Annotated in this window: 22 protein-coding genes; 15 read left to right on the top strand and 7 right to left on the bottom strand. The window is 38.1% G+C overall.

Annotated features, from left to right (window positions below):
• Positions 1–211 precede the first annotated feature (211 nt).
• Both ACH0CI_RS14605 and ACH0CI_RS14600 read right to left on the bottom strand, forming a co-directional pair.
• A complete protein-coding gene (locus tag ACH0CI_RS14605) occupies positions 212–841 on the bottom strand; it encodes a hypothetical protein (protein WP_406901721.1) in 630 nt (209 codons plus the stop codon).
• Positions 842–894: 53 nt separating this feature from the next.
• Positions 895–1,473 (bottom strand): YkoF family thiamine/hydroxymethylpyrimidine-binding protein, encoded by a 579-nt coding sequence (locus tag ACH0CI_RS14600; protein WP_235907397.1) that lies wholly within the window; start codon positions 1,471–1,473, stop codon positions 895–897.
• Between the two features lie 513 nt (positions 1,474–1,986).
• Between ACH0CI_RS14600 and ACH0CI_RS14595 the strand changes: the two genes are divergently transcribed.
• Complete coding sequence (locus ACH0CI_RS14595) at positions 1,987–3,330, top strand: 5'-deoxyadenosine deaminase (protein WP_335707476.1); 1,344 nt, start codon at positions 1,987–1,989, stop codon at positions 3,328–3,330.
• Between the two features lie 491 nt (positions 3,331–3,821).
• Complete coding sequence (locus ACH0CI_RS14590) at positions 3,822–5,147, top strand: NCS2 family permease (protein ID WP_016763224.1); 1,326 nt, start codon at positions 3,822–3,824, stop codon at positions 5,145–5,147.
• Between the two features lie 74 nt (positions 5,148–5,221).
• Here ACH0CI_RS14590 and ACH0CI_RS14585 read toward each other — a convergent pair whose 3' ends face one another.
• Positions 5,222–5,773: a shikimate kinase gene (locus ACH0CI_RS14585; protein ID WP_406901719.1), complete on the bottom strand. Its 552-nt coding sequence runs from the start codon at positions 5,771–5,773 to the stop codon at positions 5,222–5,224.
• A 117-nt stretch (positions 5,774–5,890) separates the two neighbouring features.
• Entirely contained in the window at positions 5,891–6,064 is a 174-nt protein-coding gene (locus tag ACH0CI_RS14580; RefSeq protein ID WP_080754382.1) for a YvzF family protein, read from the bottom strand.
• A 199-nt stretch (positions 6,065–6,263) separates the two neighbouring features.
• Here ACH0CI_RS14580 and treP point away from each other — a divergent pair, with 199 nt between their 5' ends.
• From treP to ACH0CI_RS14545, 7 genes are all read left to right on the top strand, one after another.
• The gene (gene treP / locus ACH0CI_RS14575; RefSeq protein WP_406901718.1) at positions 6,264–7,727 is read left to right on the top strand and encodes a PTS system trehalose-specific EIIBC component; all 1,464 of its coding nucleotides are present in this window, start codon (positions 6,264–6,266) and stop codon (positions 7,725–7,727) included.
• A gap of 15 nt (positions 7,728–7,742) precedes the next feature.
• Positions 7,743–9,428 (top strand): alpha,alpha-phosphotrehalase, encoded by a 1,686-nt coding sequence (gene treC, locus ACH0CI_RS14570; protein WP_335707478.1) that lies wholly within the window; start codon positions 7,743–7,745, stop codon positions 9,426–9,428.
• 87 nt (positions 9,429–9,515) lie between these two features.
• Positions 9,516–10,232 (top strand): trehalose operon repressor, encoded by a 717-nt coding sequence (treR, locus tag ACH0CI_RS14565; RefSeq protein WP_335707479.1) that lies wholly within the window; start codon positions 9,516–9,518, stop codon positions 10,230–10,232.
• A 355-nt stretch (positions 10,233–10,587) separates the two neighbouring features.
• The gene (gene pxpB, locus ACH0CI_RS14560) at positions 10,588–11,310 is read left to right on the top strand and encodes a 5-oxoprolinase subunit PxpB (RefSeq protein ID WP_406901715.1); all 723 of its coding nucleotides are present in this window, start codon (positions 10,588–10,590) and stop codon (positions 11,308–11,310) included.
• Positions 11,300–12,298: a 5-oxoprolinase subunit C family protein gene (locus ACH0CI_RS14555; protein ID WP_406901713.1), complete on the top strand. Its 999-nt coding sequence runs from the start codon at positions 11,300–11,302 to the stop codon at positions 12,296–12,298. The genes pxpB and ACH0CI_RS14555 overlap by 11 nt, the downstream gene beginning before the upstream one ends.
• An 11-nt stretch (positions 12,299–12,309) precedes the next feature.
• A complete protein-coding gene (locus tag ACH0CI_RS14550; RefSeq protein WP_335707482.1) occupies positions 12,310–13,065 on the top strand; it encodes a LamB/YcsF family protein in 756 nt (251 codons plus the stop codon).
• Positions 13,066–13,074: 9 nt separating this feature from the next.
• Positions 13,075–14,262: an NRAMP family divalent metal transporter gene (locus tag ACH0CI_RS14545; RefSeq protein WP_048020121.1), complete on the top strand. Its 1,188-nt coding sequence runs from the start codon at positions 13,075–13,077 to the stop codon at positions 14,260–14,262.
• A gap of 42 nt (positions 14,263–14,304) precedes the next feature.
• Here ACH0CI_RS14545 and trhA read toward each other — a convergent pair whose 3' ends face one another.
• The gene (gene trhA, locus ACH0CI_RS14540; RefSeq protein ID WP_013055671.1) at positions 14,305–14,955 is read right to left on the bottom strand and encodes a PAQR family membrane homeostasis protein TrhA; all 651 of its coding nucleotides are present in this window, start codon (positions 14,953–14,955) and stop codon (positions 14,305–14,307) included.
• Between the two features lie 381 nt (positions 14,956–15,336).
• On the opposite strand from trhA, the gene ACH0CI_RS14535 reads away from it, so the two are divergent.
• From ACH0CI_RS14535 to ACH0CI_RS14520, 4 genes are all read left to right on the top strand, one after another.
• Entirely contained in the window at positions 15,337–15,975 is a 639-nt protein-coding gene (locus ACH0CI_RS14535; RefSeq protein ID WP_406901712.1) for a DUF1643 domain-containing protein, read from the top strand.
• Positions 15,976–16,076: 101 nt separating this feature from the next.
• Positions 16,077–16,496, top strand: coding sequence for a hypothetical protein (locus tag ACH0CI_RS14530; RefSeq protein WP_016763238.1), 420 nt, complete (start codon positions 16,077–16,079; stop codon positions 16,494–16,496).
• A gap of 464 nt (positions 16,497–16,960) precedes the next feature.
• Complete coding sequence (bluB, locus tag ACH0CI_RS14525) at positions 16,961–17,614, top strand: 5,6-dimethylbenzimidazole synthase (RefSeq protein ID WP_013055676.1); 654 nt, start codon at positions 16,961–16,963, stop codon at positions 17,612–17,614.
• A 168-nt stretch (positions 17,615–17,782) separates the two neighbouring features.
• Positions 17,783–18,817, top strand: a complete 1,035-nt coding sequence (locus ACH0CI_RS14520) for an AI-2E family transporter (protein ID WP_028412216.1) — start codon at positions 17,783–17,785, stop codon at positions 18,815–18,817.
• A 43-nt stretch (positions 18,818–18,860) separates the two neighbouring features.
• On the opposite strand, the gene ACH0CI_RS14515 is transcribed toward ACH0CI_RS14520, so the two are convergent.
• On the bottom strand, positions 18,861–19,736 hold the full coding sequence (locus ACH0CI_RS14515; RefSeq protein ID WP_028412217.1) for a LysR family transcriptional regulator: 876 nt from the start codon (positions 19,734–19,736) through the stop codon (positions 18,861–18,863).
• 161 nt (positions 19,737–19,897) lie between these two features.
• Between ACH0CI_RS14515 and ACH0CI_RS14510 the strand changes: the two genes are divergently transcribed.
• The gene (locus ACH0CI_RS14510) at positions 19,898–20,878 is read left to right on the top strand and encodes a zinc-binding dehydrogenase (protein ID WP_406901711.1); all 981 of its coding nucleotides are present in this window, start codon (positions 19,898–19,900) and stop codon (positions 20,876–20,878) included.
• A gap of 256 nt (positions 20,879–21,134) precedes the next feature.
• The gene (locus ACH0CI_RS14505) at positions 21,135–21,701 is read left to right on the top strand and encodes a DedA family protein (RefSeq protein ID WP_223260295.1); all 567 of its coding nucleotides are present in this window, start codon (positions 21,135–21,137) and stop codon (positions 21,699–21,701) included.
• Positions 21,702–21,818: 117 nt separating this feature from the next.
• Here the strand turns inward: ACH0CI_RS14505 and atzF are convergent, their stop codons facing one another.
• Positions 21,819–23,567, bottom strand: a complete 1,749-nt coding sequence (gene atzF / locus ACH0CI_RS14500; RefSeq protein WP_406901710.1) for an allophanate hydrolase — start codon at positions 23,565–23,567, stop codon at positions 21,819–21,821.
• Between the last annotated feature and the right edge of the window lie 6 nt (positions 23,568–23,573).

The following is a 23,573-nucleotide window of genomic DNA, read 5'->3' as shown; positions in this document are numbered from 1 at the left end:
CCTCTTCTTACAGGCACTTAGACACTGTAAGTGGAGGTTTTAATTTTATGACAAGAATATAACATTTAGATAAAAAACAGCAGGTGAAATTACCTGCTGTTTTTATATGCTGTAAAATGATAAATAACCTACCAGAATTCCTAGTAAAAGCATCCCGGCCGTAATACCAATAATCCACCACATCATTTTTTTCATCGTTTATTCCTCATTATCAATTGACTGTAGCTGTAAATCCGCCAGAAGCGCCGGAAGCCGTACCATAAGCGGTTTGTCTTTTGATTCCAGCATTTTTAGCTGCAACTTTCCACTGCCAGTCAATTCGCCCGTAGGCTCGATTATTTTGTACCCAAGATTTTGAGCTCTTTTTTGAAATAGACACAAGGGGGTTTACGTTTTTTGTGACCACACCTCGTACACTTTTGACTGAAGTTACTGAGGAGCTTTTTGTGTAATAATCTACATACACCGTTAGTTTTGTTGTTGTAAATCCAGCCGCTTTATAAGAAGCCGTATAAGCTGCTGTTTTGAATAAAGGTGAAGCCGTTTTTGCTCCGTATGCTGCTGCACTTGCAGCTTCGACCGTGCCGCTGCTCTCTTCAATATCCATTTTGAACAGAGATGGATCCCTTAGTGATTGTACAACTTTTTGTTTTTGTTGACGCGACAGTTTTGAAAATTCATACAGTGAACTTTTATCACCTTGCCCTTTCAAGAACTGCGTGTAAGAAGCAACCGTTAAATGAGCAGGTTTTTCACTAGCCTGAACAGAGTTTGGTACGACTAATAGACATAATAATGCACCTATCAGGGAAAAAGCAAAAAACGTTCTTTTTGTAGCCATATTCATATAAATCCTTTCTAGTACTCTATCTTTATAAATAGATAAGAAGTAATTTATCGTTTTGAAGAAGGGCTGTGTGCTGACATATTAACTGTCATCACGACACGAGCTTGCTGTACAGATTTCATAAAGCATTCGTATAGAGAAGCGAATACTTTGTCCACATCTCCTTCTAAAGCTGTTGCAAAAGGCACGGTTTCGGCAAATACTCCCTGTTGTTTAACTGCGCCAATTCCGCTTTTGATGATGTCTACATAATGCGGCGTATCTAATGGATACAAAGAAAATTGAGTGGATACAGGGAACGAAGCACAAAGCTGTTGGTTTAAAGGCATGTTTTCTTTTGAGTTTATTTTTCTTTCTTCGAAATATTCTTCGTGACGCCCTGTTGAAAACGTGGCATTCAGCACAATATGCTTTTCTGATTTTCCAGCACTTTTATAAATGGCCTGTACAACTTCAAATACGTCTTTGGCAGTTCCTTCAATAAACGTACTAACACGGTCCGTTTTTCGCTGAACTTTAGACATATCCACTTCGTTTAGTGCGCTTAAAATAATATCGATGAAGTTATCGCTCATAACGGAAAGCGTAAAACGACAGCCAACATTTATTTTTTCCAAGTTAATCACCCCTAAAATATAGATTTGTAGTTTTTTAATCATACAAATCATAAAATAACTTTTCTGTTTTGTATAGAAACAGAAGATAGATTCTTTATTTTTAGTAAATATTACATAGAAGAAACGAGAATAAATTGCATAACATGAAAATTAAGGGTGTCAAGAAAAGTCACATAGTGAAAAAGAATAAAAAAACAATGTTAGAACTTCTGACAAAAAGCTGGTATATAGACTGAAAACACCATATTATAAATACAAGATCACATTATTCTCCTGCGATTTCGTATAACCTCTTGAAAAAGGGACTTGGGATTTTATCATAAATCCAACCTCCTAGCTGTATAATCAGCTAGGAATTTTTTTTACCCAAAGTCTCTATCGCCCATGAGGTTACCTGCACTTATTCAACTCAGAGCATGCACCATATATATTTAAGACCAGTGTAAGAAAGATTGCTTGAAGATGTTAGTGTTCGGTTTGAGCTAGAAATAGATAGATGTTACGAAAGAGGGGAAAGAAGGTATGACGCACACATTAATTAAAAATGCAGAGATTATTACGATGAATGAGAAGAATGATATTATTTACGGTGACCTTTATATTGTTGGAAATCGTATTGCAGCCGTCGGGAAAAATCTGCATCCGGAAAAGGTAGATAAAGTCATTGACGCAGCAAATAAAACGATTGTGCCGGGCTTTATACATACTCATATTCATTTATGTCAAACTCTTTTTAGAGGGCAAGCAGATGATTTAGAGCTGCTAGACTGGCTAAAGAAGAAAATATGGCCGCTTGAAGCTTCGCATGATGAAGAATCTATCTATTATTCAGCACTGTTAGGGATCGGTGAACTCATTCAAAGCGGGACTACAACAATTGTCGATATGGAAACTGTTCATCATACGGACTCTGCTTTTCAAGCTATATCTAAGAGTGGAATCCGAGCTCTTGCAGGAAAAGTAATGATGGATAAAAAAGGCGACGATCTGCCAAAAGCTCTGCAGGAGACAACGGCTGACTCGATTAAAGAAAGCGTAGAGCTGCTTGAAAAATGGCATAATTCAAATAACGGTCGTATTCGATACGCATTCTCCCCAAGATTTGTGCTGTCGTGTACGGAAGATTTGCTGCGTGAAGTGAGCCATTTATCAGCTGCCTATAATGTTCATGTCCATACTCATGCTTCTGAGAATCAAGAAGAAATTCGCATTGTAGAAGCTGAAACGGGTATGAGAAATATCATGTACTTAGACCATTTAGGATTAGCCAATGAGCGCCTTATTTTAGCGCACTGTGTGTGGCTAAACGATCAAGAAAAGCAAATTATTAAGAATCAAGGAGTAAAAGTCAGTCATTGCCCAGGCTCAAACTTAAAACTTGCATCGGGAATCGCAGATGTGCCCAGTTTATTAGAGCAAGGTGTATTTTTAAGCCTTGGCGCTGATGGTGCTCCTTGTAATAATAATTTGGATATGTTCAACGAAATGAGGCTGGCCGCTACGATTCATAAACCCTCTTACGGACCAACAGCCATGAATGCAAAACACGTGCTCGAAATGGCTACAATCGGAGGAGCGAAAGCAGTTGGGCTTGAAAAAGAAATTGGAAGTTTAGAGGTTGGGAAAAAAGCGGATCTTGCCATTTTAAATTTAAATCAGCTTCATACTTTTCCATCTTACGGCGTAGATCCTATTTCCAGAGTTGTGTATTCAGCAACGCGAGGAGATGTAGAACTAACAATGGTTGACGGTGAAATTGTGATGGAGAATCGCGTGCTAAAAACAATTGACCAGGGAATTGTGCTGAAAGAAGCAAATCATTCGATAGATCGTCTTTTAAAAAGAATTCCACTTTTAATTTCGTAAGATGTAAAACGAAGAAGAGGCTGGGATAAAAGTATTTTAACAAAAGTAAAACTCGAATTATTAATCGGAGTTATTGATTAATAATTCGAGTTTTTTGTTGTCAAGGTGAACGTAGGTTTCATCTGTTTAGTTGATTCTAGCTGTTGATTGAAGGACATGGCGTAGACTCCTGCGATTATTCCATTTATTTGTCTTTAGAATGGATTTATTTAGTTATGTCTCAATCTCTTTTTTGTATAAATGAGTAAAAAGAGTACTCTTGCAACAGACTAAAAAGATAAGAGAAATAAATTTTCAAAATTCCAAACTAACGGAAGATAAAAATTTTTATAATGATAGCGTTTTCCACCTTTGCATATCTACAAATTAAGACTATAATAGGACAAAAGATTTTACTTTGAAACGTAAAATCCTCCTAAATCGTGTCCTTTTTAGGACATTTGAATAGGTAGGATTTTTTATTTTTTTTTAGAAGTAGGGAGGCGCGCGTGTTGGAGCGTAACGGAATATTAGAGCGCTTGTTTAAACTATCAGAGCGCAACACAACACCAAAACAAGAAATACTAGCAGGACTTACAACTTTTATGACGGTCAGTTATATGGTAATCGTCAATCCCATTATCATGTCTGACGCGGGTATCCCTCGAGAAGCGGCTCTTGCAGCTACCATTTATGCCATTGTATTTAGTACGTTACTGATGGCTCTATGGGCAAACTTCCCGATTGTAACCGGTCCAGGGATGGGTTTAAATGCGTTTTTTACGTATTCAGTAGTATTAGGACAAGGATTGTCATGGCAAACGGCACTTGGAGCAGTTTTTATATCCGGGGTCTTATTTTTTGTTTTAACGGTAACAGGAATACGCGGAAAGATTATTGATGCCATTCCGAACGTATTAAAGTCTTCAATAGCAGTTGGAATTGGTCTTTTTGTTGCGTTTATCGGTTTGAAAAACGCTGGATTAGTTGTGGCAAACGAGTCTACTTTTGTAGGGCTTGGAAATGTCATGGATAAAGGCCCGTTACTTGCTATTTTTGGGCTGATATTAGCAGCTGTACTGATGGCTAAAAATGTAAAAGGTGCTCTTATTATAAGTATTTTTGCTACGACAATATTAGCAATGATTGTAGGAGTACAAGCAGTTCCTCATTCTCTGAAAGACGTCTTTTCAGCTACGCCGCCAAGCGTTGGAGAAACATTCTTTCAAATGGATTTAAAGGGTGCAGTTGCCTACGGCATTTTTTCAGTTGTATTTTCTTTCACCATCGTAGAATTATTTGATACGCTAGCGACATTGATTGGACTATCTAAAAAAGCAAACTTAGTAGATAAAAACGGTAAAATTCCAGGTTTAAATCGCGCGCTTGCAGCAGATTCAATTGGTACAATGGCGAGTGCTATTTTTGGAAGCACTGCGTTAAATACGTATATTGAAAATGCAACAGGTATTGCAGAAGGAGGGCGTACCGGCTTAAAGGCATTAACGGTTGCCATCTTATTTATATTTACCTTGTTTTTTGCACCGCTTATTCAATTTATTCCAAGCGTTGCTACTGCTCCAGCACTCATTATTATTGGTTCGCTTATGCTAAGTGACATTCGAAACGTTAACTTCGACGATTTCACTGAAGTTGTTCCCGCTTTCTTAACAATTGTCATGATGCCGTTAACCTACAGCATTGCAGAAGGGTTAGCATTCGGCTTCATTTCATACACAGCGATTAAACTGTTTACAGGACGCCATCGCGAAATTCATTGGATGATGTATGTAATCACCATTGCCTTTTTTATCAATTTTTATATGAGTTCCCATTAGGAATGAAAAAAGACGTAGCATTAAGCTACGTCTTTTTTTGTAAAGGCTTGTTAAGGGAACAAACCTTTATTTCATTAAGGTTGATAAATATCCCAAGCTGTTTTTAATGAATCAACGATGTAGTTAGCTACTTCTTTGATATCCAAATTATCAGTTTCAACTTTTGAATGGTGGTTTGAGTAGATAGCTTGACGGTCGTAAAATAGCTTTTCAATATCTTCTAAGCTTCTTCCTTGTAAAACAGGACGGCTATCAATGATCAAACTGATGCGTTCTTTCCAAGAATCCCAAGACAAATCTAAAAAGAATACGATGCAGTTAGATAAACAAATCTCTTGAATTTCTTCTTGTAAAAAAGCGCCTCCCCCTAAAGAAATGATTTTTAAGCGCTGCTGTGAAAGTCGACTTATTACTTCTTTTTCTTTTTGTCTGAAGAAAGTTTCACCGTGCTCTTTAAAAATCTGAGAAGTAGGCATATTAAATTCTTTTTCGATTTCTTGATCTATATCAACAAAATCTCTATACAATTTTTTGGCAACCATTTCTCCAATAGTTGTTTTTCCTACCCCCATAAAGCCGATAAACACAATACTTTTCTCTCTAAGAGATATGTCGTTATATGCCATTTTTAAGCCTCTTTCTGATTTTTAAATACAAATCGGATGTTATAGTAAATACTGAAATTATAATATAAATCCTTTAGTTTGTAAAAGCTACTATTCTTCTCTGAAATAAAGCAGAAATTATTTTTTAGGATGCATAGAAAGATACACCCGAGTATCTTTTTTGTGCTCATATTTTGGATTAGCGCTTCGCGTATATTCTTTTGACTGATGTTCTATATGGTAGTTCTGTTCAAATTGTTTGATTGCTTCATTAATTTCTTCTTGTGTCCCCATTAATCTTACTTGCAGCATTGTAATGTCTCCTTCCATACACTTTGCTTTTTGACTATATCATGAAATGAAAAAGAAGTAATTTTATTTTTGTTGACGAACCTGTATATACAGGTTAGAATAAAAACATAAAACTTGTATATACAGGTTTGTGGTGAGATTTATATGGGGGATAGGAGATATAGGAGTGAAATGAAAGCGGAAACAAGGGGGGAAAGACATGAATCGAGAATCTGTTGAACGCATTGTAGAAGCCGTTGGCGGAAAAGAAAATATCTCTGCTGCAACGCACTGTGTAACGCGCCTTCGACTTGTTTTAAAAGATGAAGGTAAAGTCAATCAACGTATGCTAGATGAGCACGAATTAGTAAAAGGATCTTTTTCTACAAACGGCCAGTTTCAAGTTGTCATTGGTCAAGGCACGGTGGATAAAGTATATAAAGAAATGGTGGCGCTTACAGGTATAGGCGAGCTATCAAAAGAAGAAGTGAAAAACGAAGCGGCTAAAAACTTAAATCCGCTGCAGCGCGCAATAAAAACATTAGCTGACATTTTTATTCCTATTTTACCGGCCATCGTAACCGCGGGTTTATTGATGGGAATCAATAATGTACTAACAGGAGCCGGAATTTTTTACGATGATAAATCAATCGTAGATGTTCATACACAGTGGAAAGACTTCGCAAGCATGATTAATTTAATTGCGAATACGGCTTTTGCCTTTTTGCCAGCTCTTATTGGGTGGTCAGCTGTTACGCGTTTTGGAGGAAGTCCTTTATTTGGAATTGTCCTTGGGCTCATGCTTGTACATCCTGACTTGCTAAATGCTTGGTCTTACGGAGAAGCATTAAAAAAAGGAAGTATCGATACGTGGAATTTATTTGGCCTGCATGTTGAGAAAGTAGGCTATCAAGGACAGGTTTTACCCGTATTAGTCGCTTCATTCGTCTTGGCAAAAATCGAATTATTCTTACGAAAACGCATACCGGATGGATTTCAACTTTTGATTGTAGCACCTGTAGCTCTTTTAGTAACAGGGTTTCTCGCTTTTATTGTAATTGGTCCAATTACATTTGCAATAGGAAATGTTATTACAGATGCAGTTGTATGGCTGTTTAAAACGGCTCCATTTATTGGAGGGCTTGTATATGGAGGTTTATACGCTCCTCTTGTTATTACAGGGATGCACCATACATTTTTGGCCGTAGATTTACAGCTGATTGGAAGCGTAGGGAGTACGTTCTTATGGCCAATGGTAGCATTATCGAATATTGCACAGGGCTCTGCGGCTTTTGCAATAATGATTCTTTCAAAAAATGATGAGAAATTAAAAGGATTGTCTTTAACGTCAGGGATTTCAGCGTGGCTTGGCATTACGGAGCCTGCAATGTTTGGTGTGAATTTGCGTTTTAGATTTGCTTTTATTTCTGCAGTGATTGGTTCTGCTATTGCCGGTGTTGTCATATCTGTAGCCGGAGTGAAAGCAGCGTCGGTAGGAATTGCGGGTATCCCTGCTCCGTTATCAATTGTTCCACAGAGCTGGCCGCCTTTTATTATTGGAATGATAATCGTAATTGTAGTGCCGTTTCTTTTAACGTTAACGCTCGGAAAGCTTCAGAAAAAATCAACTGTTACATCAACTGTCGCGGGTACAGACTCGTTTCAACATAATTCAAAGAATTAAATGGTGGTGTTAAAAATGCAAGAACCTTGGTGGAAAAAATCTGTTGTTTATCAAATTTATCCAAAAAGTTTTTATGATACGACTGGCAACGGCGTGGGTGATATAGCTGGAATTATTGAAAAGCTAGATTATTTGAAAAAGCTTGGCGTAGATGTTGTTTGGTTAACCCCAATTTATAAATCGCCGCAGCGGGATAATGGATATGATATAAGTGATTATTTTGTTATTCAAGAAGAATACGGAACAATGGAGGATTTTGATCTTTTAGTAACAGAAGCGCATAAGCGGGGTCTTAAAGTCATCATGGATATTGTCGTTAATCATACATCAACTGAACATGAATGGTTTCAAGAAGCTAAAAAATCGAAAGATAACCCGTACAGAGATTTTTATATTTGGAAAGATCAAAAAGAAGATGGAAGTGCTCCGACGAATTGGGTTTCAAAATTTGGGGGATCCGCGTGGGAGCATGATAACCTCACAGAACAATCGTATCTGCATTTGTTTGATGTTACGCAAGCGGATTTGAACTGGGAAAACGAGCGTGTGCGCCGCAGCGTGTATGATATGATGACGTTTTGGTTTGAAAAAGGAGTAGATGGATTTCGTCTGGACGTTATTAATTTAATTTCAAAAGATCAGCGTTTTTTAGATGATGACGGTTCCGTTGCACCAGGAGATGGCCGGAAATTCTACACCGACGGTCCTCGCGTGCACGAATATATGCGGGAAATGAATCAAGAAGTTTTTTCAAAATATAATAGTATGACCGTTGGAGAAATGTCGTCCACAACCGTTGACCACTGTATTCAGTACTCTCATCCGGACCGACGCGAGCTTAGTATGACGTTTAATTTTCATCATTTGAAAGTCGATTACCCGAATGGAGAAAAGTGGGCCCTAGCAGATTTTGATTTTATTAAATTAAAAGAGATTCTATCAACTTGGCAAACGGAAATGAATAAAGGTGGGGGATGGAATGCATTATTTTGGTGCAACCATGATCAGCCTCGCGTTGTTTCACGCTATGGAGACGACGAACTCTATCATAATAAATCTGCTAAAATGCTCGCTACAACGATTCATTTGATGCAGGGAACGCCTTATATCTATCAAGGCGAAGAAATAGGTATGACAAACCCGAAGTTTTCCTCTATTGATGAATATAGAGATGTGGAGTCATTAAATGTGTATGAAATAAAACGTGCACAAGGAATGGACGAAAATGAAATTTTGGAAATTTTAAAACATAAATCAAGAGATAATTCCCGTACACCGGTGCAATGGAACGATAAGCCGAATGCAGGTTTTACAAAAGGAAACCCATGGATTAATCCGGCCGATAACTACCGTAAAATTAATGTAGAAAAAGCGTTAGAGGATAAAGATTCAATCTTTTATTTTTATCAAAAGCTTATTGCACTGCGCAAGCAGTACGAGATTATCACCTATGGAAACTATGAATTGATTCTTGGAGAAGACGAGCAGATTTTCGCTTATATCCGAAATGGAGCAGATGAAAAGCTGCTCGTGATAAACAATTTCTACGGCAGCGAAACAGCCTTTGAACTGCCAGAAAATCTAACTTTTGAAGGATATCATAGTGAAATATTGCTGTCTAACTACGAAGATTCACCAAAGGAATTCAAGCGAGTCTTACTTCGGCCGTATGAATCAATCGTGTATCATTTAAAAAAATAGAGAAAAAGTGAAAAGAACGATGGGTGACAATCTATCGTTCTTTTTATACAATTGGGTATATATAGAAAGTAAAATAGGTGATGGCAATTGAAAGAAAATAAATTTATCAGCATTTACGAACAGTTAGTCGATAAAATTAAACGCGGTGACTGGCGTCCTAATACAAAACTTCCTTCTGAAAATGAGCTTGTTGAACAGTATCAAACGTCTCGTGAAACGATACGCAAAGCGTTAAATTTACTCTCGCAAAATGGGTACATTCAAAAAATGAAAGGAAAAGGTTCTTTTGTATTAGACGTATCACGCTTTGATTTTCCAGTATCAGGACTTGTTAGCTTCAAAGAAGTCGCGGAAAAGCTAGGACATACGTCGACTACTATTGTAAAAGAGTTTGAATTAATCAAGGCTGATCAAGATTTGTGCACACAGCTTGGCGCAACGAAAAAAGATCTCATATGGAAAGTAGTTCGAGCACGTGAAATCGATGGAGAAAAAATTATTTTAGATAAAGATTTTTTTCATAAAAAATATGTTCCTCACCTCACAAAAGACATATGCAAAGGCTCTATTTATGAATACTTAGAAAAAGATCTTGGGCTGAAAATCAGCTTTGCTAAAAAAGAAATTTCCGTTGACGAGCTGACGGACGAAGATAAATGTTACTTAGATTTGAAAGATTATAAACATATTGTGGTAGTAAGAAACTATGTGTATCTAGAAGATGCAAGCCTTTTTCAGTATACGGAATCACGTCATCGTCTTGATAAGTTTCGTTTTGTGGATTTTGCTCGCAGAGGTATATAATGGTTCACTGCCCATGAGTTTTTCCTTTTTGTAGATGTTTACAAAAAACTGCTTTGGTATAAAAAACAAAGCAGTTTTCTTATGGGGAAAACTGAAAAAACGTGATCCTTTTGACGATAAAATTCTAAAAAGGTTGAATTTTTATTTAGAGTTTGTTTTAGTAGAACATAAGATTATTTTATATTTGTATAATGTTATTCATACGGTATACAGATTTATTGATCTTTTTTTTATTAGATATATAAGAAAATGTTATTTGAAAATGATAACTTCATTAGTAATTCTAATAAAACTGTCTAACTACAGCATTAAAGGGAGCTGCTCAAACAATACTAAGTAAAAAGGAGGAGACGGAATGAGTAACGATTATCGACTTTATCCTCTTGGTGATAGCGGCATTGTCGTTTCATTTGGAGACGAAATTAATTTCGGTATACATAAACGTATTCAGCAATTTACTGAGGTGCTAGAGCAATCATTATGTAAGGGAATGATTGAATATGTGCCGGCTTTTACGACGGTTACAATCTATTATGATCCTTGGATAATGAGTGAAAAAGGAAGAAGAAATCCTTACACAGCAATATCTACATATATTGAAGAACTGCTTTTCCGCCAGGAAGAAAAATCTGAAGCGGTCGCTAGACAAATTGATATTCCGGTGTGTTACGGAGGAAAGTACGGCCCGGACTTAGAGAGAGTAGCTGCTTTTCATTCATTAACGCCTGATGAAGTTATCTCCATTCATACAAACGGAGAATATTTGGTGTATATGATAGGCTTTGCTCCTGGTTTTCCTTACTTAGGAGGGATGAGTGAAAAAATTGCGACTCCAAGGAAAGAATCACCGAGAAACAGCATCCCAAAAGGGTCAGTTGGCATCGCAGGAATGCAAACCGGCGTGTACCCAATTGAAACACCTGGAGGATGGCAGTTAATCGGGCGTACTCCTCTTACACTATTTAACCCAGAAAAAAACTCGCCAAGCTTACTTCAAGCAGGTGATCGTATCCGATTTGTTTCCATTTCTGAAACGGAATATGAAGCACAAAAGGAGGTGGATGAAGATGAGTATTAAAGTGATGCGTCCTGGTTTATTAACAACGATTCAAGATATCGGCAGACATGGATATCAAAAGGACGGCATGATTGTCAGCGGGGCAATGGACAAAGTTGCTTTAAGGATTGCCAACTTATTAGTAGGAAATCAAGAAAATCAGCCGGTTATTGAAATTACGTTAATGGGACCAAAAATTGAATTTCAGCAAGATGCTTTAATTGCCCTGACAGGAGGGGATTTATCGCCAACTGTTAATGATGAAGCCGTAAAGATGTGGCGGCCTTTATATGTGAAAAAAGGGAGCGTGCTGCAGTTTGGTGTTCCGACTTTAGGTTGCCGTTCTTATTTATCGGTTTCCGGTGCCTTTAACGTTCCTGCAGTTATGGGAAGTACATCTACTTCGCTTCGCGCTCGGATAGGAGGGCTGCACGGTAAAGCATTACAGTCAGGTGACGAAGTATTAAGCCATCCTCCTACAGAAATAGGGGAAGCAATTATAAAGAAACTGGTGAAAAAGCAAACGGACCGCTCTTTTCAGCAGGCTTTTTGGACCATTCATCCTAAACTTCTTCCTTCATACGAGACGCCTATTATCCGCACAATGAAAGGTGCGGAATTTGATTGGTTTACGAAAGAAAGTCAACAACATTTCTTTAATCAAGAATTTGACGTTACGCCGCAATCTGACCGAATGGGCTATAGGCTAAAAGGAAAGAAATTAATCTTTCAGCAGGAAAAGGAGCTGCTTTCTAGCGCTGTGACGTTTGGTACAATTCAAGTACCAAAAGAAGGACAGCCCATTGTTTTATTAGCAGATCATCAAACGACAGGAGGATACCCTAGAATCGGGCAGGTAGCAACTGCCGATTTTTCGGCGCTGGCACAAGTTTCTCCAGGGCAAAAGGTTTCTTTTCAATTCGTTTCACTGGATGAAGCGCAGCATTTATATATGGAGCAGGAAAAGAAAATCAATCATATTAAAAGAGCACTTCGAATGAAAATATAAGGGGGAAGAAAATGGCTACCGTTGATTTGAACTGTGACTTAGGGGAGAGCTTTGGGAACTATAGATTAGGAAATGATAAAGAAATTTTACGCTATGTAACGTCAGCAAACATTGCTTGTGGCTTTCATGCCGGAGATCCTTCGGTTATGAGAGAAACAGTAAAGCTGGCTTTGAGTGAAAATGTGGCGATCGGCGCGCACCCCGGATTGCAAGATTTAGCTGGATTTGGACGTAGATATATGAAAATTACGCCTCGAGAAGCTTATGATTTGATGGTGTATCAAATGGGGGCTCTTTCAGCTTTTATACGTGCAGAAGGAGGGGCCCTTCATCATGTGAAACCTCATGGCGCTTTATATAATATGGCTGCAGGGGATCGAGACATAGCTAAAGCTATTGCTGAAGCTGTTTATAATGTTAGTGAGGAAGCTATTCTATATGGTCTTGCTGGAAGTGAATCGATTAAAGCTGGAAACGAAATCGGCTTGCGTACGTCTCAGGAAGTATTTGCAGATCGAACCTATCAACAGAACGGCATGCTGACGCCGAGAAACGTTGAAAACGCCGTGATTCAAGATGAGAAAGCAGCTATTTCTCAAGTAATTAAAATGGTCAAAGAAAAGAAAGTATTCACTGTGCAAAATGAAGAGATTCCGATTAAGGCAGATACCGTCTGTATTCATGGAGACGGTGCACATGCTGTTGAATTTGCCAAAGCTATTTGTGACAAGCTAAAAGAAGAACAAATCATTATTCAACCACAATGAGGTGACATCATGAAAAAAGAACGCAACTGGAGCGTGCTCCTCGGAGCAGCATTTTTAATGGCTACTTCAGCAGTGGGTCCAGGTTTTTTAACTCAAACAACTGTCTTTACACAAGCTCTCGCCGCAAGTTTTGGTTTTGTCATTTTACTGTCGATTTTATTAGACATTGGCGTTCAGCTAAACGTATGGCGTATTATTGCCGTCTCAGAAAAAAGAGCACAGGATATTGCTAACAGTGTTTTCCCAGGTCTCGGTCTATTTATTGCTATTTTAATTGTAATCGGAGGCTTAGCATTTAATATTGGAAATGTAGGAGGAGCGGGTCTTGGCTTCAATGCGCTATTTGGTATTTCTCCTAAAGTTGGTGCAGTTATTACAGCCATTATTTCTATTGCCATCTTTTTAGTCAAAGAAGCCGGAAAATTAATGGATCGTTTTGCTCAATTAATGGGCGGAATATTAATTATTTTAATGGTGTATGTTGCGGTTTCTTCCGCTCCGCCAGTAGGAGAAGCGGTATCTAAAACATTTTGGCCGGATCACATTGACGTAATGGCGATTGTTACTCTTGTAGGAGGAACGGTAGGAGGATATATTACATTTGCAGGAGGTCACCGTTTATTAGATGCAGGAATCAAAGGAAAAGCCGCGATTCCGGAAGTAACAAGAGGAGCAGTATCCGGCATTACGATCGCTTCGATCATTCGAATTTTTCTATTTTTGGCGACATTGGGTGTGTTGAGTCAAGGGTTAAAACTGAATCCCGATAATCCACCAGCCTCTGTTTTTCAGTTAGCCGCAGGGGATATTGGCTATAAATTATTCGGTGTCGTCATGGCAGCAGCGGCTATCACTTCAGTTATTGGTTCGGCATATACATCGGTTTCCTTTATTAAATCCTTCAGCAAAAAGATTGAGAAATATGAAAACTGGATTATCATTGCATTTATTACGATTTCAACCCTGGTTTTCTTAACGATTGGTCAGCCGGTCACGCTGCTCATTTTAGCTGGAGCATTAAATGGGTTAATCTTACCTATTACACTCGGTACAATGCTTATAGCGGCGTATAAAAAGAAGATAGTAGGGGATTACAAGCATCCGACTTGGCTTACCGTTTTTGGCGGTTTTGTGGTCGTTATTATGGCTGTGCTAGGAGTCTATACGCTTGTGACTCAAATGGCAAAACTGTGGTAAGAAATTCTATAACCAATTAAAAAAGGGCCTTCTGGCCCTTTTTTAATTGGTTATAGGCAATACATATAAAATGATTGCTAAAAAGTGAAGTACGGTTCCGCCAAGAACAAACATATGCCAAATCATATGGTGAAAACGAAATCCTCGCCATACGTAAAAAACGGCTCCGATTGTATACAACACGCCTCCAACTACAAGAAGGACAATTCCTTGATGGGCAATGTTTTGAGTTAACGAATCCCACGCAAACACAATCATCCATCCCATAAATACGTAAAGAATGGTGGAAATAAAAAGGAATTTCTTCACAAAAAAAGCTTTGAATACAATTCCTGCAAGAGCGATGCCCCATACAATTCCAAAAAGCGTCCAGCCGGTGGTTCCTTTTACTGCGATAAATAAAAATGGAGTGTACGTACCGGCAATAAACAAATAAATAGAAGAGTGGTCAAATATCTCAAAAAGATCTTTTACCTTACCTTCCGGAAAGCTATGGACAAGCGTAGAGGAGACATAGAGAAGCAGCATGGTTACTCCGTAAATAGTAAAACTGATAACATGCCAAGGCGTTCCTTCTAACGAAGAAAGTACGATTAAAAGCGTTAATCCCACAATGCTGAGTACGGCTCCAACGCCGTGTGTAATCGCATTTGCAATTTCTTCTCCTCTTGTAAATGTGTGTGTAGTAGCCATTTACAAAATCCTTTCTTTACACAAATTTATCTTCTATTTTCTCAGAGGATCAGTTTTGAACATACCTGCTGAGAAAAATCCGTAACGGTCAAAAACATGAGTGAAAAGTTCATTGGTTATTTCTTTATTATAGACCATTCTTTTGATTTTATCTATTTTGACTGGAGGTCCGAAAAGAGGAAAGATGTATATGTGAATGTTCACTAGCTGTAAAAAGCATGTATAGAAGAAAAAAATGCTTTTTGAAAAAATGGCAGAAAAGTTGTCATGAAGGCCTGATTTTGAAATACATATAAAATAAAACTTTTAACAGTCAAGGTTACGATTACTGCTTAGCTCATTTGCAATAGATAAGTAACAAGATTGTAAGAAGGCAGGGGGATGGAAGCAGTGAAAAAAGAAGTTATTTTTGATGAAACAGGCACATACAAATATTCTCTATTATGCAAATGGAGTGAAGTAAACGAACGTAAACTTACGTTTATCTTGTCCTTTCCAGAAAATACGTATGAATACAGCGATGATACAGCTGTATCCAAATGCATAGGACTGGCGCAAAAGTGGGGATTTGGAGTTTTAGAAATCGTTTATTTATTCAGCTATCAAACCGATCATGTTTCGTTTTTACGCATGCTTTCAAAAGAAGAAGCTGTTGGAACAAGAACAGGTGAATATATTCAAAAGGCTGTGGAAGATGCTGAACTAGTTGTGGTAGCTTGGGGTGATCATGGAAGCATTTATAACCGGCAAGAGGAAGTAGAACGCTTTTTGAAACACAAGCCGGTATACTGTTTTGGAAAAACGAAGCAGCAATTTCCTCGCCATATTTTATCCGTCGTGCACCGTACAGAATTACAGAAATACGAAGTGCCGGCTAATCGTGAAGAGTCAGAAGAAGTTTCTTCGTTTATTGAAGACATAGATCAAAGTTTTGGTGGAGAGGATTATTCTCCAATTAAACAACTAACAGAAGAAGAACCGCTTATGTTTATTGAAGACATTGCCAGTATGTATCGATAAAGAGAAAAAGCGAGGTTTATATTCCTCGCTTTTTCGTTAGTATAAAACACCAAGTTTTGTCATATGGTTGTATCAAGAAGCGTGTGTGAAGGGGGAACTTTATGAAGTTGAATGAAGTACTGCACCGCATCACAACTATTTACAATGAGTTAGAAGAAGAGTGCTTTCAATATATAGGGACTGTGATCAATGAAAATGCAGAGCTGGATATTTCTCGTCTAGAAGAATTAAGTACGCTGTTAAACTTCGTATATGAATGCTCGCAGGATGTATTAGTAGGTTCTATTTTAACAAAATTGGATTATGGACAACCCATTTATCAATTTGCTATGTTAAAGCCTATTTCCCTTGAAGGAAATGAAGATAAGTTAGATATTTTATATGAAGAAAAGGTAAAAGTAGAAAGAGCGATTCTAGATGTGTATACAGCTCAGCGAAAGAAGTTATTGACTCAAGCAGCCGAAGACTTAAAAGAACTGCACTACGAGCTGCAAACCTACGTGTATGCTTGCAACATATAAGTGAATCTGTTGAAATGGCAAGGTATATATACAAATAAAAAGGAACATGTTAGGATAAGTAAAAAGAACTCCTAATCAAAGAGTTCTTTTTATTGTAAAATATATGATTTTGAACTAGTCAAGCATAAAGACGGTGGTAATGGCAGTTACCCTTTTCTTTGTGCTTTTTTTATCCGATTGTGTTGATGATGCTGCTTACTGCGTTAAAAAAGTTCATAAGTACCTCGTTTAGCATGTAATATGCCTCCTCTCTTACTCAATATGTACAATCAAATTATCCAATTGTGTTAATGATGCTGCTTACCGCGTTAAATAAGTTCATTAAAACGTCGTTGAACATGTTTGCAACCTCCTTTATGATAGATTCATATAGTAATACGAGAAAACATAAAGTTTGGATCACATTTTTTTAATGTTTTTTTAGAAAAATAGTTAAAAAAAGAGTTTAATGGAGGTTGAAAAAGATGAATTCGTTTACAAACGACGAAAAGCAAGCGGTATACAAAGCGATTTACGGAAGAAGAGATGTACGCACATTTTTGTCTGATGAGATTCCGAATGAAACGGTTTATAACATTCTACAGGCTGCTCACAGCGGACCTTCCGTCGGGTTTATGCAGCCTTGGAATTTTATATTAGTATCTGATACAGAAGTGAAAAATAAACTTGCCTGGGCAGCAGATAAAGAGAGAAGAGCACTGGCTATTCATTATGAAGGTGAAAAGAAAGAAGATTTTTTAGAGCTAAAGATTCAAGGATTAAAAGAAGCGCCGTTAACTATTTGCGTAACGTGTGATCCAACAAGAGGGGGCTCTCATGTTCTCGGAAGAAACTCAATTCCAGAAACTGATATGATGTCAACTGCGTGTGCGATTCAAAATATGTGGCTTGCTTCATATGCAGAAGGACTGGCAATGGGATGGGTAAGTTTTTATAAAAAAAATGATGTACGTGACATTTTACATATTCCTCCTCATATTGATCCTGTAGCGCTCATGTCAATTGGCTATACAGATAAATACCCTGAGAAACCAATCTTAGAACAAGCTAACTGGGAAAAAAGAAGGGATTTAGACAAGCTAATTTATCATAATGTATGGGAAAATGAAAAAGAATAGCGGAGAGAAAATAAAGACATACTAAAAAGCGCTGAAATATAGTAAAATTTGAATATTAAATGATACACTATATATAGCGAAAGCGGATATGAGCGTCTAGCGTATCCGTTTTATTTATATGTATACAAATGACTTGGGAAAAAGAGAGATAGGAGAATTGAAGGTTTCATGAATATTGCAAGAAGTTGGCTTCACAACAAACTTACTGTTCGCATCATTACGCTTATTATTATTACAGTTTTACTTGTCAGCATTAGAAGTATGCTTCAGCTGCTGTTATTTACGTTTATTTTTACCTTTTTAATTGGTCGTCTTCAACAAACGTTAAGAAGAAAGCTTCCGCTTAATTCAACGCTTATACTCATCGTCATCTATATCGCACTGATTGGTGCTCTCGGTATTGTAGGATATGTATATATCCCGGTTATTATGACGCAAGTTACTGAGCTTGTACAGAAGCTGATGTATTTTTACAAGCACCCCCCTGATAATACATTCGTCACCTATATTATCGATAATCTAAAGAGATTTAAATCACCAGAAAATATTCAGCAGAATATTGATTTAGTATACAGCTATTTATCTAATATTGGAAAAGTAAGTGCACAAGTTTTCTTAGCACTCTTGTTAAGCCTATTCTTTTTACTTGAAAAGTCGCGGATTCACCGATTATTTGTCCAACTGGAACAATCTAGGCTGGGCTGGTTTTTCAAAGAAGCTGGCTATTTGGGGAGAAAATTTGTTAATTCCTTCGGCAAGGTAATAGAAGTTCAGTTTATTATCGCTTTTGTGAACAGCATTTTATCCGTTATTGCCCTGTGGGTGTTAGGGTTTCCTAATTTGCTTGCGCTTGGCGTTATGGTCTTTCTACTAGGGCTAGTGCCGGTTCTTGGGGTATTTGTTTCACTCATTCCGCTTTGTACAATCGCTTACAGTTTAGGAGGCGGTGTAAAAGTACTATCTGTGTTAATTATGGTGGTAGTACTTCACGCACTTGAAAGCTATGTATTAAATCCAAAGCTTATGTCATCTAAAACAAACTTGCCAACATTCATTACGTTTATCATTTTAGTATTTGGTGAACATTTCTTGGGCGTATGGGGGCTGATTCTTGGTATTCCTATTTTTATTTTCTTTTTAGATCTCGTAGGAGTAGATTCAGCACAGCAGCTGTCAAAAAAAGAAGAGACTGGGACAAAATGATTTTAGACGAGATGAAAAACGAACCATTAATCAAGATGTTTGATTAGTGGTTCGTTTCTTTTTTTAACGAGCGTATCGTTTTTTGAATGACTGGATGATCTCGATGCTTAAGTTTATAAGCAAGAAAGATCTGATTTTTTACCGCTAAATGTTCAAGTTCGATTTTCACCTTTTTTTCTTGGAGCGCTTCTTGAATCAAATAGCGGGGAAGCAGGCTGATTCCCATGTGATGCTGAATGGCTTTTAACACCGTTTGAAGATTTGGAATCACATGATGAGGCTGAATTTCAGGCCGTTTTTTAAAATGCTGTCGCCAAAAACGCCTGATAATAGGAAGTTCAAGGCCATAGCTAATCCACCGCTGATTGTATAAAAAATCCTCTATGTCTTCATTGGGTGTCATTTCAAAAGAAGGAGGGACGGTTAAGACAAACTCTTCTTCTTCAATGACCGTATATTCGACTCCTGGTATTTGCAATCTTTGGGTTGTAATCGCAATATCAATTTCGTCGCTTTGTATCTTTTCAAGTAAAACAGAAGCAATACCAAACTGGCTGTAGCAGCGGATACCTGCATCTTTTATTCTTTCTAAAGCTTGTTCGGTAAAATACTCTACGGGAGAACCAATTTTTACGACCGGCAGCGCGTCGGGAGATGAAGCGGTCATTTTTAATTCAATTGAAGCAGCTTCTAGACTTTCAATTAACGGGACAATACGCGTGTACAGTTCTTTACCTTTTTCTGTTGGAATCATCTTTCTTGGTGCACGGATAAATAAACCTTCGCCTATTTCAGCTTCTAAAGCAGCTAAGTGCTGACTCATGGCCGGCTGCGTTAAGATCCTCGCTCTGGCTGCTTCAGAAACGGATCGATATTTGTAAATGCTAATAAAGCTGCGATACCATTCAAAATCAATCATTTATGCTATCCTTTCTTATAAATTTATTTATGGATATCTATTTATTTTCTAATTTGTATTATAGACAAGCTCTCTTTAAAATAAAAATAGTAAGCAAATCATTTTTAGATAAAATAATAAAAGTAACGCTAAGCAAATGATTTAAAAAGGAGAGTTAGACTGTGAAAGCATTATTATTGCAAGATAAAAATAAATGGACAGAAATGAAAGTAGAAGAAATAGAAAAACCTCTTCCAAATAAAGGAGAAGTAGTAGTTGAAGTTCATGCAGTGGGACTTAATCCAGTGGATTATAAAACGGCTACTAACGGAAATCCTCATTGGACATATCCTCACATTCTAGGTTTGGATGTAGCTGGGACAATTGATGAAGTTGGAGAAGGAGTAGTTGACTGGAAAAAAGGAGACCGCGTTGTCTATCACGGGGACTTTATGAAAAAAGGCGGATATGCTGAATATGCGGTCACAACTGCTCATTCAATTTCGCGCATTCCTGATGCTGTTACATTTGAAGAAGCTGCTGCTTTGCCTACTGCAGGTTACACGGCGTATGAAGCACTATTTCGTAAACTTCCAATGAACCATATTCAAACCATATTAATTCATGGAGGAGCTGGAGGCGTAGGGGGCTTTGGCGTGCAGCTTGCTAAAAACGCTGGAAAAACCGTTTTCTCAACAGCTTCAGCACATAATCATGAGTATGTGAAGTCGTTAGGAGCTGATTATGTAATTGATTATCGCGAGGAAAACGTCGCAGAAAAAGTATTGGAGCTGACAAATGGCCGCGGCGTAGATGCTGTGCTTGACACGGTGAGCGCAAAGAACGCAACGGATTCTTTAGATATGATTGCCTATAGAGGACATTTAGCACATATTGCTGGTGCACCTGACTATACAAAAGTAAAGCCTTTTACAAAGGTGATTTCTTATCATGAAGTAGCTTTAAATGCTGCACACCACATTGATGACATGATGGCGCAAGCGGATTTAGCAAAAATGGGCGATGAGCTTTTAGCATTAGTAGCAGAGAAGAAAGTAGCTCCGATGATTGAGCGCATCATCTCGTTAAAAGAAGTGCCAAGTGCATTAGAAGAGCTTTCAAAACGCCATGTGAAAGGGAAAATCATTGCTAAAATTAAATAATAACAGGACAGAAAAGACTCTTTTATTACAACTAATAAAAGAGTTTTTTTCTGCTATTTTGGTTTTTTTCTGCTATTTTGGTTTTTTTTGCGTTACTTCATTTATGAACTGCATATGATAGAAGATAATCAAATATAGCAAACGGGTGCGTATGAGCTTTTTTTACTAGTAAAATTGCTTTGAAATCGTGAAATTTTGAATAGTTTGAGTTATGATGAAAGAACGTGAAATTTGTATGATTGAAAGGAGAAAAAAGGTGCAAGGGTTTATTGATTTTGTACAAAATTTAGGCATAGTGGGCATCTTTATTGCTACAGCAATCGAAGCTGCGGCAATTCCTTTTCCGTGTACGTTATCGATTTTGCTCATTGGCTCGGTGCTGCAGCTTTCAATATGGAAAATCCTTATTGTTTCAGCTGTCAATACCGTTATTTATATCGCATTCAACTATATTCCGTTCGTGATGGGATACAGGTTTGAATCTATTACCAAACGCTGGTTTGGTGAAAAAAATATAAAGCGTGCCCAAAAATGGTTTCATAAATACGGAAAATGGAGTATTACGATTTCTCGTCCCATCAGTATCGCAAACTATATAACCTATTTGGCAGGCCTTAGTAAAATCAAATCTAAGGACTTTGTTTTATACAGCACCTTAGGCATTTTTCCGTGGTTTGTTTTTTTGCTCTATGTAGGAGGACTTGGAGATATTGAAAAAATCCAAAAATATTTGCATGATGTAGACCGTTTAATATTTGTTATTCTTATAATCGGAGTGATAGTTGGTGCAGGCTGGTGGATGAAAAAGAGAAAAAGTACATAAAAAAGACCGGACCAAATAAGTGATTCCTTAAAATAAGAGCGCTTTTATAGTAAGGTTTTTATAACTCAAAAGAGCCACCTCTAAGTCGAAACCCTGACTTAGAGGCAGCTCTTTTATTCAACTATAAACAGTCCGCCAGCTTCTATAAGACGTAATATCCTCCGCATCTTCTGTCGCATGAGCTTCACAAAGAAAACCCGCTACTTCACTGCCGTCTTCGAGAGTGATTTTGCCTAGTCCAAGAGGAGAAGGGATAGAATCGGTAAAAGAACCGAACAGTGATAAAGGCATTTCCCAAAGCTCAACTTCAATTTTTTCTCCTTGTTGATGTGTTCGCAACAGCCCCGGTTTTGCTGGAGAAGTAGGCAGTTTAAAAAGCTGGTAATAAGGAGCGGTTTGGTCTTTTCGTACGAATGAAGCTCCGTGTTCACGCATTTGAAATTCAAGTGGAAACCCGCGCATATGCAAACCGCAAACAGCTACTAAGGTTGTATCTTTTTTTGAATCAACCGTTCGTTCACCATTTAAAAACAATTCGCTAAGCCCACAAATAAATTGTTCCCCGTCCAATGTAGAGAAAAATGAAATGCCAAACGGTAAATCAAGATCTGCATCTTGAGATGGAAGAGAGACAGCACATAAATCGAGCAAGTTACAATGGTTTGTAAAACGCCCCATGTCACTGTTTGTTTCAATTGGATTTTCTCTTACTTGTTCCCGCGTCCACGTCCCGCCTGCTGTCGGCATAACAAGAACAGCATTTTTAAGCTGATGATATGCTTGGTGTTTAAAGGATTGAAGCTTATGTGAAGCTTGAAATAAAGCAGCAGCATCATATTCTGATTTAGCTCCTGAACGAAGGACTTGCTCGGTTACAGGAAATGCTGTTTCTTCATGAGAAGTAATAAATTCTCCTAAGTCAGCCCAGCGCTCCGCTACGTAAGGGCCGTCATATAATAAAGCAGCTGCTTCATTTAAATACGAGCCGTCAATGTATTCGATGGGAATAGATAAATCTTCAATCTTTTTCACTGCTTGCTTCCATGCTTCCTCGTACTGTTCAGCAAAGGGTCCGTAAAATGAGAGCGGTTCTTTTACCATACAAATTTTTTCAGGGAGAGCCGAAGAAGCCCGAACAACAGAGCGTGACCATGGATCTTGATCGTCTACTCCTCTAATAATAGAATCTACGAGCAGTACGTCACTCCATTCATGAGCAAAAGCAGTGACGCAGTCTAAGCTTTTACACGCCGGAACTACACCTGCAGATGGCCACGCTCCGAGGGAAGGTTTATAGCCAATTAAACGGTTTAAACCGGCTGGAACGCGTCCTGAACCTGCTGTATCGGTGCCTAAAGAAAAAGCAGCATGCCCGCGAGCTACGGATACAGCTGACCCTGAGCTCGATCCGCCGCTAATGAGCTCGGACTTTAACGCATTGTGCGTTTCGCCGTAAGGGCTTCGTGTACCGACCAGCCCTGTAGCAAATTGGTCCAAGTTGGTCTTTCCAAGAGGGATAGCACCTGCATCAGTAAGACGTTGAACAACCGTAGCATGTGCAGAAGGGATATACGTATATTCTTTACATCCGGCTGTCGTCGGTACATGGGCTACATCGATATTATCTTTAACGGCGAATGGAATTCCCCATAAAGGTAACGCTTCAGGGCTTAGGGTAGCTAAGCGATCGAGATAAGGTTTTAACTCACCGAGTGTAGGAGGGGTAATCCAAATATTCATGTCTTTATCAGCTTCTACACGCGTAAGAATTTGATGTACTACATCTTCCGGAGTTAATTCTTTTTTGATATACATATCACGTAACCATTGAACCGAAAATGTTTTAGGCAAGCTTACTGTTTTCATTGTATC

The sequence above is a fragment of the Priestia sp. 179-F W1.4 NHS genome, assembly GCF_045369295.1.
Classification (GTDB): domain Bacteria; phylum Bacillota; class Bacilli; order Bacillales; family Bacillaceae_H; genus Priestia; species Priestia zanthoxyli.
Note: the sequence above shows the minus strand (reverse complement) of the source record. Positions and strands in the feature narration are given on the sequence as shown.